Raw genomic sequence first — 13,736 nt, forward strand, 5'->3', positions numbered from 1 at the left:
TGAGCACCTGCGCGCCTTGCGTGAACTGTTGGAGGAGGGGCTGGACCCTGCCGCCATGGGCCTGGTTCGTAGCGCCGGCGGGCAGTCGCAGGTGCATGAGTTGGGCGAGGCGACGGCGGCCCTGGCCGAGCAGTTACCCGACGAAACGCTGGTGCAATTGTTCCTCGAAGAGGCCGTGGATATTCTCGAGGGGGCTGATCAAACCCTGGCACGTTGGCGTGTCGAGCCGGAGAACAGCGCCGCGCTGTCATCGCTGCAGCGCGATTGGCATACCCTCAACGGTGGCGCCCAAATGGCTGGCGTCAGTGCCGTAGCCGAACTGGCCCAGGCACTCGAAAGCTTCTATGAGGGCCTGGTGGATCGGCGCTTCAATGCATCGCCAGCGCTGTTTGAACTGCTGCTCGACAGTCACGCATTGTTGGCCCGGATGCTCGACCAATTACAACAGGGCCAGATGCCGCTATCGGCGCTTGACGCGCTCACGGCCTTGCGTGAGTTCCGCCAGGAGGACGCCGGGCCTGCGCCGGTTCAGCCGGTGACACAGAAGCCGGCAGAAGAGGGCGACAAGGAGCTGCTGGAGATTTTCCTGGAGGAAGGTTTCGATATCGTCGAAAGCTCTGGGGCAGCCTTGTTGCGCTGGCAGGCTGAGCCACGCAATACGCTGGAAGTGGAGAACCTGTTACGCGATCTGCACACCCTGAAAGGGGGCGCGCGGATGGTCGAGATCGCACCGATTGGCGACCTCGCCCATGAGCTGGAGTTTCTGTTTGAGCAGTTGGCCGCCGGTCAGCTTCAGCCCAGTGCGGCGCTGTTCAGCCTGCTGCAGAACTGCCATGACCGTCTGGCACACATGCTCGATGCAGTGCGCCTGCAGCAACCGCTGCCTGCCCCCACCGCACTGATCGACTACATCCGTAATTTCACCAGTGCTGCGGTCAGCGAAAGCCAACCACAAAGCGACAGCGTGGTGGCCGAGGCGCCTGCCCCGACACCTGAACGGCCGGCGGCTGACCAGGTGAAAGTGGCTGCTGAACTGCTCGACGACCTGGGCAACCTCGCCGGTGAGAATTCCATCATTCGCGGGCGTATCGAGCAGCAGGTGAATGACGCGCAAACGGCCCTGGGTGAAATGGAAACCACGCTGGAGCGGATGCGAGACCTGTTGCGTCGGCTCGACAGCGAAACCCAGGGCCGCGCGCTCGGTGCGCAGCCGAGCGAAGGTGAGCCGCTGGGTTATGAAGAGTTCGACCCGCTGGAAATGGACCGTCACTCGCAATTGCAGCAGTTGTCCCGTGCGTTGTTTGAGTCGGCTTCGGACCTGCTCGACCTGAAAGAGACCTTGAGCGTACGCGCCCACGAGGCGCAGGCCCTGTTGCAGCAGCAGGCACGGGTGAATACCGACCTGCAGGAAGGCCTGATGAGTACGCGCATGGTGCCGTTCGAGCGCATGGTACCGCGCCTGCAGCGAGTGGTTCGCCAGGTCGCCAGCGAGTTGGGCAAACAGGTCGAGCTAGTGGTTGGCAATGCCGAAGGCGAGTTGGATCGCAGCGTGCTTGAGCGCATGGTCGCACCGTTGGAACACATGTTGCGCAACGCAGTCGACCATGGCCTGGAGCCCCGGGAGGTGCGCCTTGCCGCAGGCAAGCCGGAGCAGGGGCTGATTGCCTTGAACCTGCTGCATGAAGGCGCCGATATCGTCATTGAGATGTCGGACGACGGTGCCGGTGTGTCGTTGGAGGCCGTGCGCCGCAAGGCCATCAAGCGCGGGCTGCTGGACCCGGCCGCCGAGATCAGTGATCACGAGGTCATGCAGTTCATTTTGCAGCCAGGGTTCTCCACCGCTGAAAAAATCACCCAGATCTCCGGGCGAGGGCTGGGGATGGATGTGGTGCATGAGGAGGTCAAGCAACTGGGCGGGTCGATGATCATTGACTCGATCCCGGGCAAAGGTGCGCGCTTTCTGATTCGCTTGCCGTTTACCGTGTCGGTCAACCGGGCGTTGATGGTGCACAGTAGCGATGAGCAGTATGCGATCCCGCTGAACACCATCGAGGGTATCGTTCGGGTGCCTCCGGCCGAGCTCGAAGCCTGTTACCAGCTGGATCCTCCGCGTTATGAGTACGCCGGGCACCGTTATGAACTGCACTACCTTGGGGGGCTTCTGGAAGATCTGCCGCCACCTCGCTTGCTCGGCCAGACCCTGCCCCTGCCCGTGCTGTTGGTGCATTCTCAAGAACAGCAGTTTGCGGTTCAGGTCGATGCCCTGTCCGCCAGCCGCGAGATCGTGGTCAAGAGCCTGGGGCCGCAGTTCGCTTCGGTTCAAGGGCTGTCCGGGGCGACCATCCTGGGGGATGGGCGAGTGGTGCTGATTCTCGACTTGCTCGCCCAGTTGCGCGCGCAGCAGTCGCGCCCCGCCCAACAGCCAAGTGCCGAGCGTGGCTCACTGCATACGTTGGCCGAGCGTACCGTCATGCGCCCACCGCTGGTGTTGGTCGTGGATGACTCGGTGACCGTGCGCAAGGTCACTGGGCGCCTGCTTGAGCGCCACGGCATGAACGTCTTGACCGCCAAGGATGGCGTCGACGCCATGGCGTTGTTGCAGGAGCACCGCCCGGACGTGGTCTTGCTCGACATCGAAATGCCGCGCATGGATGGCTTCGAGGTCGCGACCCGGGTTCGCCAGGACCCGCGGCTCAAGGACCTGCCGATCATCATGATCACGTCGCGTACCGGGCAGAAGCACCGTGACCGGGCGATGGCCATTGGCGTGAATGAATACATGGGCAAGCCGTATCAAGAGTCGGTGCTGCTGCAGAGTATTGCCCAGTGGAGTACGCACAATGCTTGAACAACCCGTCCGCAACGGGGGGCGTAGCAGCCTGACCGGTCTGCTACTGCCGCTGAGTGATCGCTGCCTGGTGTTGCCGAACGTCGCGGTGGCCGAGCTGATTGGCTATCGTCCTGGCATGCAGGTGTTGGAGGGTTTCGACTGGCACCTGGGGTGGATCGACTGGCGCAATCAGCGCTTGCCTCTGATCAGTTTCGAGGCCGCGTGTGGCGGCTCAACACAGGTGGGCGAGCGGGCACGGATCGTCGTGCTCAACTCGCTGGGCGACAGGCCGCCTGCGCTTCATGGCGTTGCTGGTGCAGGGTATCCCGCGCTCCTGCAAGCTGGACAGCCAGCTCAACTACGTTGATGTGCCGTTGGCCCCGCTGGAGTTGGCGGCCGTACAGGTCGGTGAGTTGGTGGCGCGGGTGCCGGATCTGGTCGCCTTGGAGCGTCTACTACTAGAGGCGGGGGTGGTTTGAGGCGAATGCCTGTGTAGCATGAGCCTGCAAGAGGACCTTGGAGGACAGCGCCACATGTACCATGGTGAACGCTTCAATGCATGGACCCACCTCGTCGGCGCGCTACTGGCCGCTGTCGGCGCGACATGGCTGATAGGGATTGCCGTACTGCAAGGCGACCCCTGGAAAATTGTCAGCCTGACGATCTACGGCTTCACCTTGCTGTTGCTGTACAGCATCTCCACGCTCTATCACAGCGTACGCGGCAAGGCCAAAACGGTCATGCGCAAGCTTGATCATCTGTCGATCTACCTGCTGATTGCGGGCAGTTACACGCCATTCTGCCTGGTCAGTTTGCGTGGCCCCTGGGGCTGGAGCTTGTTTGGCACCGTCTGGGGGCTGGCAGTGATCGGTATGCTGCAGGAAATCAAACCGCGCTCCGAGGCGCGGGTGATGTCGATCGTCATCTACGCGGTGATGGGATGGATCGTGCTGGTCGCGGTCAAGCCGCTACTGGCCAGCCTGGGCACTGCGGGGTTTGCCTGGCTGGCCGGTGGTGGGGCGTTCTACACCATCGGGATCATCTTTTTTGCCTATGACAGCCGCTTTCGCCATTGGCATGGCATTTGGCATCTGTTCGTGATCGCCGGCAGCCTGATGCATTTTGTCGCGGTGTTTTTCTACGTGCTTTAGAAATCACCCCACAGTTGTTGGGCAACGGCCAGTGCTACCACGGGTGCGGTTTCCGTGCGCAGTACCCTTGGGCCCAGGCGGGCGGCGTGGAACCCGGTGCTCTTGGCCTGTCCGACTTCCGCCTCCGAGAGGCCGCCTTCGGGGCCGATCAAGAAGGCCAGGTGCTCGGGTCTGGCGTGGCTGACCATTGGCTCGGCGACCGGATGCAGGACCAGCTTCAGCGTTTCGTCGCGTTGCTTGAGCCAGTCGGCCAGCAGCATAGGGGCATGAATGACCGGCAGGCGTGAGCGACCGCACTGTTCGCAGGCGCTGATCGCTACCTGGCGCCAATGGGCCAGGCGCTTGTCGGCGCGCTCGTCCTTGAGGCGGACTTCACAGCGCTCGCTGACAATCGGGGTGATTTCGTTGGCACCCAGCTCGGTGGCCTTCTGGATTGCCCAGTCCATCCGCTCGCCGCGTGACAGGCCTTGGCCCAGATGGACGTGCAGCATCGACTCGGCTTGGCCCGGCAGGGTTTCGCTGAGCACCACGCGCACGTTTTTCTTGCCGACTTCCAGCAACTCGCCAAGGTATTCCTGGCCGCTGCCGTCAAACAGCTGTACAGCGTCGCCAGTGGCCATGCGCAGTACGCGGCCGATGTAATGGGCCTGGGCTTCAGGCAGGTCATGCTCGCCAAGGCTCAGCGGGGCATCAATGAAAAAACGGGACAGTCTCATGTCGGTCTCTGAATCAAAACGGGCGATTGGCGCATTGCTCACCCCCGAAGGCCGGTAGGGCCGGCCCCCAGGGTGTGCGCTAGCCCGGATCGCGGAAGTCAGGGTGGAAGTTACTGGGCACGGCAACGCTCAGGCTGTCACGCGTGGCGAGGTCGATGCCTTCACTGGCGACTTCGGCAAGGAAATCGATTTGTTCCGGGGTGATGACATACGGCGGCAGGAAGTACACCACGCTGCCCAGTGGGCGCAGCAGTGCGCCGCGGCTGAGCGCGTGCTCGAAGACTTTCAGGCCGCGCCGCTCCTGCCACGGGTAAGGCGTCTTGCTGGCCTTGTCCTGAACCATTTCGATGGCCAGGGTCATGCCCGTCTGGCGCACTTCGGCCACATGCGGATGATCGGCCAGGTGTGCCGTGGCGCTGGCCATGCGCTGGGCCAGGGCCTTGTTGTTCTCGATGACGTTGTCTTGCTCGAAGATATCCAGAGTCGCCAGGGCCGCCGCGCAGGCCAGCGGGTTGCCGGTATAGCTGTGCGAATGAAGGAACGCGCGCAGGGTCGGGTAATCGTCGTAGAACGCGTTGTACACCTGATCGGTGGTCAGGCAGGCGGCCAGCGGCAGATAGCCGCCGGTCAGGGCCTTGGACAAGCAGAGGAAATCTGGCCGGATGCCTGCCTGCTCGCACGCGAACATCGTTCCGGTACGGCCGAAGCCTACGGCGATCTCGTCGTGGATCAGGTGAACCCCGTAGCGGTCACAGGCTTCGCGCAACAGCTTGAGGTACACCGGATGGTACATGCGCATGCCACCGGCACCCTGAATCAAGGGCTCGACAATGACTGCCGCGATGGTCGCATGGTGTTCGGCCAGGGTCTGTTCCATGGCCGCGAACATCGTGCGCGAATGCGCCTCCCAACTGACCCCTTCTGGGCGCAAATAGCAGTCTGGGCTTGGTACTTTGATCGTATCGAGCAACAGCGCCTTGTAGGTTTCGGTGAACAGCGGGACGTCACCGACCGACATGGCCGCGATGGTTTCGCCGTGGTAGCTGTTGCTCAGGGTGACGAAGCGCTTTTTCTCCGGCTGGCCTTGGTTTAGCCAGTAGTGAAAGCTCATTTTCAGTGCGACTTCGATGCAGGAAGACCCATTATCGGCGTAAAAACACCGATTGAGTCCGTCAGGCGTGAGCTTGACCAGGCGCTCTGAAAGTTCGATGACCGGTTGATGACTGAAACCGGCCAGAATCACGTGCTCAAGTTGATCGACCTGATCCTTGATGCGCTGGTTGATGCGTGGGTTGGCATGGCCAAACACATTCACCCACCAGGAACTGACCGCATCCAGGTAGCGTTTGCCTTCAAAATCTTCGAGCCAGACGCCTTCGCCGCGCTTGATCGGGATCAGCGGCAGTTGCTCGTGGTCTTTCATCTGGGTGCAGGGGTGCCACAGGACCTTGAGGTCACGTTGCATCCACTGTTGATTCAGGCCCATCGGCTCTCTCCTGGCGATGCGTATTCGGGTATGCGCGCAAGCCTATGCAAAGCGCTGGAGGAGAACAACCCATAGTGCGTGATCCTGCCCCGGCTCGCTGGCGAGGCCGACAATGCTGGCGTATCCTTCACGCAGCTTTCTTGGGGTGTTCACCCCCCACTTCTATCTGCCTTTGATCCGGAGTTCGCCAAATGTCTGCTGGTTGGCTGCGCGCGTGCGCGTTAGTAATGATTGGGCTGTTCAGTACGGGGGCATTGGCGGCCGCCAAGCAGCCGACGGCGATTGTCGTCGGCGGTGGCCTGGCGGGCCTGACCGCTGCCTATGAATTGCAAATCAAGGGCTGGCAGGTGACCTTGCTGGAAGCCAAACCCAGCATGGGTGGGCGTTCAGGCCTGGCCACCAGCGAGTGGATTGGCAACAGCAAGGCACAGCCGATCCTCAACAAGTACCTGGACACCTTCAAGCTCAGCACCCTGCCGGCGCCTGAGTTCGTTCGTACACCGGGCTATCTGATCGACGGCGAGTACTTCAGCGCCGCTGACCTGGCCACCAAGCAGCCGGCCACCGCCGAGGCCATCAAGCGTTATGAGAAAACCCTCGACGACCTGGCCCGTTCGATCAACGACCCGGAAAACCCGGCGGGCAATAGCACCCTGTTCGCCCTGGATCAGATGAACGTCGCCACCTGGCTGGACAAACTGCAACTGCCGACTACCGCGCGGCAGTTGATCAACCAGCAGATCCGTACCCGTTATGACGAACCATCGCGCCTGTCGCTGTTGTATTTCGCCCAGCAGAATCGAGTCTACCGTGGCGTCAACGACCGTGACCTGCGTGCCGCCCGCCTGCCTGGCGGCAGCCCGGTATTGGCCCAGGCGTTCGTCAAACAGCTGAAAACCATCAAGACCAGTTCGCCGGTCACGGCGATCAGCCAAGATAAAGACGGTGTTACCGTCAAGGTTGGCAGTGTCGGTTACCAGGCGGATTACGTGGTCTTGGCCGTGCCATTGCGGGCGTTGGCCAAGATCCAAATGACGCCGGGCCTGGACAACCTGCACCTGGCGGCGATCAAGGGCACCAACTACGGCTGGCGCGATCAGCTGATGCTGAAGTTCAAAACGCCAGTCTGGGAAAGCCGTGCGCGGATGTCCGGTGAAATCTACAGCAACACCGGCCTTGGCATGCTCTGGATCGAGCCTGCGCTGAAGGGCGGTGCCAACGTGGTGATCAACCTGTCGGGTGACAACGCTCGCCTGCTTCAGGCGTTCGGCGACAAACAGATGGTCGATCAGGTGTTGATCCGCCTGCACGCGTTTTATCCACAGGCGCGAGGGGCGTTTACCGGCTATGAGGTGCGTCGTTACAGCACCGACGCGGGTACTGGCGGCTCCTACCTGGCGTTTGGTCCGGGGCAGATCAGCAAGTACTGGCGCCTGTGGGAGCGTCCTATGCAGCGCATCGCCTTCGCGGGCGAACACACCGATGCGCTGTACCCCGGCACGCTCGAAGGTGCCCTGCGCAGCGGTCAGCGCGCGGCCAACCAGGTACAGGACCTGGCTGCGGGTAAAACCGTCGACCCGCTTAAAGCCGCAGCCGTTGGCGCTGCAGCTGCAACGGCAGGCGCCGTTGCGGCCAAGGAGAGCAAGCCAGGCTTCTTCTCGCGTCTGTTCGGTGGCGCTGACAAACCGGCAGCACCACCTGCGGTGAAGGCTGTGCAGGCTGCTCCAGCGCCGGCTCCAGTGGCTGCACCTGCCCCAGTGGCGCCGCCTGTGGCTCCTGTAGCGAAAGAGGAACCGGCCAAGGTTGCGCCCGCCAAGGCTGCCCCTGCCAAGGCTACGCCGTCGAAGAAGCCGGTAGCCAAGAAGACAGCAGCCAAGCCGGCACCGGTGAAAAAAAACGCTGCCAAGGCTGAGCCCGTGAAGAAAAAGACCACCAACACTCAGGCCAGCGCTCAGTAGCCTGTTACCGATGTAGCGGCCGGCTCGTTCAAGAGCCGGCCTTGCCGGCAATCCCCATGCCGGCCTCGTTCTGATGCCTCTCCACGCCCGTTGCCATTAGCGCTAGTGCCTAGCGTTAATCTTTCCTTAATGCCAGCGTTCCACGCTAACAATCGTTTTTCTCGATATTTCAAAGCGAAATTTTCCGCTTTAATTCGATAGATAACTCGTTAGTCTTGGCAACAGTTCTTACAGGGAAATTCGGCAATGCAGTTGCGAAACTCATCTTCTCGCTATGGCTTGGTCAGTGTTGTCATGCACTGGGGCGTGGCATTGGCAGTGTTCGGCCTGTTCGGCCTGGGCCTATGGATGGTCGGCCTTGATTACTACAGCGCCTGGCGTCACACCGCGCCCGATCTGCACAAGAGTATCGGCTTGACTGTGTTGGCGATCATGTTGCTAAGGGTCATTTGGCGCTTTGTCAGCCCGCCACCGCCGACGTTGGCCAGTTACAGCACATTTACCCGGGTTTCTGCCAAGGCTGGCCACAGTCTCCTCTATCTGGGCCTGTTCGCTGTTCTGATCAGTGGCTACCTGATCTCCACCGCGGATGGCGTGGGCATTCCGGTATTCGGCCTGTTTGAGGTCCCTGCATTGCTCAGCAATCTGCCTGATCAGGCAGACCTTGCCGGCGAAATCCACTTCTACGTGGCATGGGGCGTGGTGATCTTTGCCGGTTTGCATGCCCTGGCGGCGTTTAAACACCACTTTATAGACCGTGACGCGACCCTTGTCCGCATGCTGGGCCGCAAAGCTTGATGTTCAACCTAACCTGCAAAAAGGATACAGACGCATGTTGAAAAAGACTTTTGCCGCACTGGCGCTTGGTACTGCACTGCTGTCGGCTGGTCAGGCCATGGCTGCTGATTACAAAATCGACAAAGAAGGCCAGCACGCTTTCGTCGACTGGAAAATCAGCCACCTTGGCTACAGTTTCATCCATGGCACCTTCAAGGACTTTGACGGTACCTTCAGCTGGGACAGCGCCAAGCCAGAAGCCAGCAAAATTGCCGTTGACCTGAAAACCGCCAGCCTCGACAGCAACCATGCCGAGCGTGACAAGCACATCCGCAGCAAGGACTTCCTCGACGTCAGCAAATTCCCTGATGCCAAGTTCGTCTCTACCAGCGTCAAGTCGACCGGTGAAAAAACTGCTGATGTCGCGGGTGACCTGACCCTGCACGGCGTGACCAAGCCGGTAGTGTTCAAGGCAACCTTCAACGGCGAAGGCAAAGACCCATGGGGCGGCGAGCGTGCTGGCTTCAATGCCACCACTACGCTGAACCTGAACGATTTCGGCATCAAGGGCCCGGGCCCAGCTTCGCAGACCCTGGACCTGGACATCTCGCTGGAAGGCGTGAAGCAGAAGTAATCGGGTTACTGCACCAACAAAAACGCCGCCCCATGGGGCGGCGTTTTTGTTGGCGTCTGAATCAGCGGTTACGCGTCAGCAGCGCCGGTTTTTCGCCACGTGGACGGCTTGGCAGTTGTTCCAACTGCTCGGCGGTCGGGAAGCGATCCACTTTGGATTCCTTGTGGATGATCTTCGGTTGCGGCTGACCTTCACGAGGGTTGCGTACGGCCGGTTCCTGGCGCGAAGACTCTTCGCGGGCAGGGCGACGGTTGCGGTTGGCACCGTCACGGCGTGGCTGGCCGTCACGGCCACCCGAGCCCGCACCGTTACGTGCACCGCCACGCTTCTCGCCGTTGGCGCCTGCATTGGCTGCACCACCGCTACGAGGGTTGTTGCTACGGCCCTGGCCACCGCGTGGCTGGGCAGCCCCGCCGTTGCTGTTGGCTGGAGCGCCTGGGCGACGGTTGCGGCCCTGGCCACCCTTGTTCTGGTAAGGGCTGACGTAGTCGGCACGGTTGCCAAAATTATCGACTTCGTCGTCCAGGAATTCTTCCGGATCGCGGTTGGCGGGCACTGGAGGAATAGCCGATTGGCCAGCGGCTTGAGCCGGGCGCGGTTTCTTGTCGCGTGGCTTGCGTTCCTGGCGTCCACCAGCGGCCTTTTCAGCGGACTTCTCGCCGGCCTTGTCCTTTTCCTTGCCTTTATCCTTACCCTTGTCCTTGCGGCCACCGCTGCCGGTGTTGGTGCCATCGGCACGCTGGCCACGGCCAGTGCGTGGGGTGTTTTGTGGACGCTCGCGGGTTTCGGGTTTCTCGGCCTCAATGGCCGAAGCATCAAAGCCCATCAGGTCGCCGTCGGCGATTTTCTGGCGGGTAACGCGCTCGATGCTCTTGAGCAGTTTCTCTTCGTCGGGTGCGACCAGCGAGATGGCCTCGCCCGAGCGACCAGCACGACCGGTACGGCCGATGCGGTGTACGTAGTCCTCTTCAACGTTCGGCAGCTCGAAGTTGACTACGTGAGGCAGTTGATCGATGTCCAGGCCGCGCGCGGCGATGTCGGTGGCAACCATGACCCGTACAGTGCCGGCCTTGAAGTCGGCCAAGGCTTTGGTTCGGGCATTCTGGCTCTTGTTGCCATGGATGGCGGCGGCGGTCAGGCCGTGCTTCTCCAGGTACTCGGCCAGGCGGTTGGCGCCATGCTTGGTGCGGGTGAAGACCAGTACCTGTTCCCAGGCGCCGACGGTGATCAAGTGGGCCAGCAGCGCACGCTTGTGGCCGGCCGGCAGGCGATAGACCCGCTGCTCGATCCGCTCGACGGTAGTGTTCGGCGGGGTGACCTCGATACGCTCCGGGTTGTGCAGGAGCTTGTCGGCGAGGTCGGTGATGTCTTTGGAGAAGGTGGCCGAGAACAGCAGGTTCTGGCGCTTGGCCGGCAAGCGGGCCAGGACCTTCTTCACATCGTGGATGAAGCCCATGTCGAGCATGCGGTCGGCTTCGTCCAACACCAGGGTTTCGACGTGCGACAGGTCGACGCTGCCTTGACCGGCGAGGTCCAGCAGGCGGCCAGGGCAGGCCACCAGTACATCGACACCGCGGGCCATGGCTTGCACCTGCGGGTTCATGCCAACACCACCGAAGATGCACGCGCTGATGAAATTCAGGTCACGGGCATAGGTTTTGAAGCTGTCGTGTACCTGTGCGGCCAGTTCACGGGTTGGCGTCAGCACCAGAACACGTGGTTGGCGCGGGCCGTGACGCTGGGATTTGTCGGGGTGGCCGCCGGGAAACAGGCGTTCAAGGATTGGCAGTGCGAAACCGCCGGTTTTGCCAGTACCTGTCTGCGCCGCCACCATCAGGTCGCGACCTTGCAACACGGCGGGAATCGCCCGCTGTTGCACCGGAGTGGGCTGGGTATAGCCCGCAGCCTCGATAGCGCGGACTAGAGCCTCGGAGAGACCGAGGGAAGCAAAGGACATGAGAAATCCTGTTCTAGTGGGGGCTGAGCCCATTGGGATGATCTTGCCTGGCGCGACGGGCATCTGCAGATGCTATCGCGTCCGGTCCTGCTTGGCCTTCAATGTGCATCCGGGAGCGGCGAGCGGGTGTCTAAACGCGCGGTTTTACCGGTCAGGATGGCTGTTTCAAGGTCGAGCGTCCGGGCGTAAGCCTGGCGGGAATGCCCGAGTATAACAGAGCATTCAGTGAGTGCTGCGTTCCTACTGCTCAACGGCGGGCTGATTTTTTATTGCGGCACTGTCATAACGGGCTGACAGCGCGGCATAGGCAGGCTCCGTCTTGAAGCGCCGTAGCTCAGCCGCGAAGCGTTGAGCCAGCAGGTCCATGCCGACATTTCGACGTACGGCGAGGTACTGATGCTGTTGGCTGACGACCAAGGGCAGCTCACCGACTTCCTGCTCCAGGCCCAGGTTGGCAATCAGGTAGCGGCCGACCCGACGATCAGTGATCAGCAGGTCAATACGGCCAAGTTGCAGTTTGCCGAAGTTGGCCTCGTGGCTGGGGGCGGGCTCGCGGTTGAACGCGGTTGACTCCGTGAAGGTCGGGTCGTAGGTGTAGCCGGGCGAAGTGCCGACAGTAAGCCCCTTGAGGTCGTCCAGGTTGTTCACCACGTGCGGGCGGGCCTTGGCATAGAACAGCGCGAACTCGACGGTCGACAGCGGTTCGCTGGGGTAAAACAGCAGGCTGTCACGCTGACGGGTCTGGAAAATATCCAGTACGCCGTCTGCCTGCCCCTGTTCCAGCATGTTCAGGCAGCGCTTCCAGGGCAGGAACTGCCACTCCACCTCGACACCCAGGCGCCTGAAGACTTCGGCCGTCACCTCGTAGTCGATCCCCTTGATCTGCTCTCCTTCCTGGTAGGCATAGGGCGGCCAAGGGTCGGTAACAATACGCAGCTTTTCGCCCAGGGCGAAAGTGCTCAGGCAAGCTAGAAACAGCGCTGTCAGTAGACGGGCGAAATCGAACATGTCGGCAGAGTACGACGACCGGTTCAGGATGACCAGTGGTGACTGCGTCTGGATTCAGTCCTGCAGCTTCAGCAGCAGGTGCTGTTGAACGCTTGGGTGCTGTTTGCCCAGTGCCAGACGCAGCGCCGGTTGCTGCAGCCAGCTCATCAACTGTTCGCGGGTCAATGTTCGGCCAAGGCGCGCCTGGACGTTCTCCAGGGCCTTGTCCCACCAGGCTGAACCGCAGGCGCGGTCGAACTCGTTGGGGTAGGCATAGCAGCCATACAGCAGTTCACGGAGGAACTGGCGTTGCTGTTCGGGCAGTGCGAGGCTCACGGTCTTGTACAGCATGCGTTGCAGTGTGGGTGGCCGTGGCAGCTTTGCGTTGACATGCGGTATGTCGGCCATGGCTTCAGGGCTGAGTGGTGCGTCGCCGTGCTTGCGCAGCCATGCCTGGATCTTGGCCCTGAACAGTTGCTTGCGGCTCCAATAGTGATGGATCAGGTCAGGGCATTCGTTGACCTTCATTGAGCGGTAAGCCGCCACTGCCAGGCAGAACTCTTCCAGCGTATAGGCGCCTTTGGCTTGCAGGTAGAACTCATCCATGTAGGCGATCGAGCGATCAAGCAGTGCTGCGTCGCTACAGTGCAAGCCCATCACCCCTGAGTTCAGCAGCGGCATCTGGTCGTCTGCCAGATCGCGGTTGCGCAGTACCGTGGCGAGTGCCTCATACAGTGGCGCTTTGGGGTCATCGCCGTAGTGGCCGCCTATGGCATTACACAGCAAGGTACCCGGTGCTATGCGTCGAAACAGTTCAATCGGAGAACGATGGAAGAACGTATCGGTGTCGATCAGCAGCGCCAGTTCATGCTGCTCCAGCACCTGACGCAGCACGACATGTTTGCTGCGGAAATGATAACCATGGGGCTGGTTCCACTGCGTGCGGGTTTCTGCATCCAGTGTGTGGACCGTAACGGGCAGGTGACGGTATGGCTCAGGGTCATCACTGAAAACCTGTATATCAATAGCTTCGCCAGGTGTCTTGCGCAGATTGGTCAAGGCGCTGGCAATACTGAACTGGGCTTCCTGGTGGTATGTGGGGGCACCGAACACCAGGTAAACCAGTTGCGGTCGTTGAGAAGCTAGAGACATAGGCAGGGTGACAGTCCAATAGTCCAATAGAGAAAAGCACAAAGGTGCCCTAGCCTAGGCTAGAGCACCTTCAAGTTCAAATAATCGC

The 13,736-nt window shown here is 61.2% G+C and carries 10 protein-coding genes and 1 pseudogene; 6 read left to right on the forward strand and 5 right to left on the reverse strand.

From position 1 onward, the window contains the following. Positions 1 to 55 precede the first annotated feature (55 nt). From ACZ9H3_RS17445 to trhA, 3 genes and pseudogenes are all read left to right on the forward strand, one after another. A complete protein-coding gene (locus ACZ9H3_RS17445) occupies positions 56 to 2,848 on the forward strand; it encodes a response regulator (protein ID WP_476222789.1) in 2,793 nt (930 codons plus the stop codon). After that, positions 2,841 to 3,309, forward strand: a pseudogene (locus tag ACZ9H3_RS17450) (chemotaxis protein CheW). Before ACZ9H3_RS17445 ends, ACZ9H3_RS17450 begins: the two are co-directional and overlap by 8 nt. A gap of 54 nt (positions 3,310 to 3,363) precedes the next feature. After that, entirely contained in the window at positions 3,364 to 3,981 is a 618-nt protein-coding gene (gene trhA, locus ACZ9H3_RS17455) for a PAQR family membrane homeostasis protein TrhA (RefSeq protein WP_065761334.1), read from the forward strand. On the opposite strand, the gene ACZ9H3_RS17460 is transcribed toward trhA, so the two are convergent. Both ACZ9H3_RS17460 and ACZ9H3_RS17465 read right to left on the reverse strand, forming a co-directional pair. Next, positions 3,978 to 4,697 carry a 16S rRNA (uracil(1498)-N(3))-methyltransferase gene (locus tag ACZ9H3_RS17460; protein ID WP_476221708.1) on the reverse strand — a complete coding sequence of 240 codons (720 nt, stop codon included), beginning with the start codon at positions 4,695 to 4,697 and terminating at the stop codon, positions 3,978 to 3,980. The genes trhA and ACZ9H3_RS17460 overlap by 4 nt on opposite strands. Positions 4,698 to 4,776: 79 nt before the next feature. Beyond that, positions 4,777 to 6,183, reverse strand: coding sequence for an adenosylmethionine--8-amino-7-oxononanoate transaminase (locus ACZ9H3_RS17465; protein WP_065761324.1), 1,407 nt, complete (start codon positions 6,181 to 6,183; stop codon positions 4,777 to 4,779). Positions 6,184 to 6,374: 191 nt separating this feature from the next. Between ACZ9H3_RS17465 and ACZ9H3_RS17470 the strand changes: the two genes are divergently transcribed. The 3 genes from ACZ9H3_RS17470 to ACZ9H3_RS17480 all read left to right on the forward strand — a co-directional run bounded on the left by ACZ9H3_RS17470 (position 6,375) and on the right by ACZ9H3_RS17480 (position 9,552). Then, positions 6,375 to 8,141: a flavin monoamine oxidase family protein gene (locus ACZ9H3_RS17470; protein ID WP_476221710.1), complete on the forward strand. Its 1,767-nt coding sequence runs from the start codon at positions 6,375 to 6,377 to the stop codon at positions 8,139 to 8,141. A 246-nt stretch (positions 8,142 to 8,387) separates the two neighbouring features. Further along, positions 8,388 to 8,939, forward strand: coding sequence for a cytochrome b (locus tag ACZ9H3_RS17475; RefSeq protein ID WP_102052698.1), 552 nt, complete (start codon positions 8,388 to 8,390; stop codon positions 8,937 to 8,939). A 34-nt stretch (positions 8,940 to 8,973) separates the two neighbouring features. Beyond that, positions 8,974 to 9,552, forward strand: coding sequence for a YceI family protein (locus tag ACZ9H3_RS17480; protein WP_099773375.1), 579 nt, complete (start codon positions 8,974 to 8,976; stop codon positions 9,550 to 9,552). A gap of 61 nt (positions 9,553 to 9,613) precedes the next feature. Here ACZ9H3_RS17480 and ACZ9H3_RS17485 read toward each other — a convergent pair whose 3' ends face one another. The 3 genes from ACZ9H3_RS17485 to ACZ9H3_RS17495 all read right to left on the reverse strand — a co-directional run bounded on the left by ACZ9H3_RS17485 (position 9,614) and on the right by ACZ9H3_RS17495 (position 13,648). Beyond that, on the reverse strand, positions 9,614 to 11,509 hold the full coding sequence (locus ACZ9H3_RS17485; RefSeq protein ID WP_102052699.1) for an RNA helicase RhlE2: 1,896 nt from the start codon (positions 11,507 to 11,509) through the stop codon (positions 9,614 to 9,616). Between the two features lie 240 nt (positions 11,510 to 11,749). Further along, positions 11,750 to 12,517 (reverse strand): substrate-binding periplasmic protein, encoded by a 768-nt coding sequence (locus tag ACZ9H3_RS17490; RefSeq protein ID WP_476221714.1) that lies wholly within the window; start codon positions 12,515 to 12,517, stop codon positions 11,750 to 11,752. A 54-nt stretch (positions 12,518 to 12,571) separates the two neighbouring features. Then, complete coding sequence (locus tag ACZ9H3_RS17495) at positions 12,572 to 13,648, reverse strand: hypothetical protein (protein WP_476221716.1); 1,077 nt, start codon at positions 13,646 to 13,648, stop codon at positions 12,572 to 12,574. Positions 13,649 to 13,736: the final 88 nt, after the last annotated feature.

The organism is Pseudomonas sp. TE3910 (assembly GCF_056279025.1).

Excerpts from the sequence above, each read along its gene's own strand:
- ACZ9H3_RS17460 (WP_476221708.1), bottom strand. The coding sequence starts at position 4,697 with ATGAGACTGTCCCGTTTTTTCATTGATGCCCCGCTGAGCCTTGGCGAG.
- ACZ9H3_RS17495 (WP_476221716.1), bottom strand. The coding sequence starts at position 13,648 with ATGTCTCTAGCTTCTCAACGACCGCAACTGGTTTACCTGGTGTTCGGT.
- ACZ9H3_RS17470 (WP_476221710.1), top strand. The coding sequence starts at position 6,375 with ATGTCTGCTGGTTGGCTGCGCGCGTGCGCGTTAGTAATGATTGGGCTG.
- ACZ9H3_RS17465 (WP_065761324.1), bottom strand. The coding sequence starts at position 6,183 with ATGGGCCTGAATCAACAGTGGATGCAACGTGACCTCAAGGTCCTGTGG.
- trhA (WP_065761334.1), top strand. The coding sequence starts at position 3,364 with ATGTACCATGGTGAACGCTTCAATGCATGGACCCACCTCGTCGGCGCG.
- ACZ9H3_RS17480 (WP_099773375.1), top strand. The coding sequence starts at position 8,974 with ATGTTGAAAAAGACTTTTGCCGCACTGGCGCTTGGTACTGCACTGCTG.
- ACZ9H3_RS17475 (WP_102052698.1), top strand. The coding sequence starts at position 8,388 with ATGCAGTTGCGAAACTCATCTTCTCGCTATGGCTTGGTCAGTGTTGTC.
- ACZ9H3_RS17490 (WP_476221714.1), bottom strand. The coding sequence starts at position 12,517 with ATGTTCGATTTCGCCCGTCTACTGACAGCGCTGTTTCTAGCTTGCCTG.
- ACZ9H3_RS17445 (WP_476222789.1), top strand. The coding sequence starts at position 56 with ATGGGCCTGGTTCGTAGCGCCGGCGGGCAGTCGCAGGTGCATGAGTTG.
- ACZ9H3_RS17485 (WP_102052699.1), bottom strand. The coding sequence starts at position 11,509 with ATGTCCTTTGCTTCCCTCGGTCTCTCCGAGGCTCTAGTCCGCGCTATC.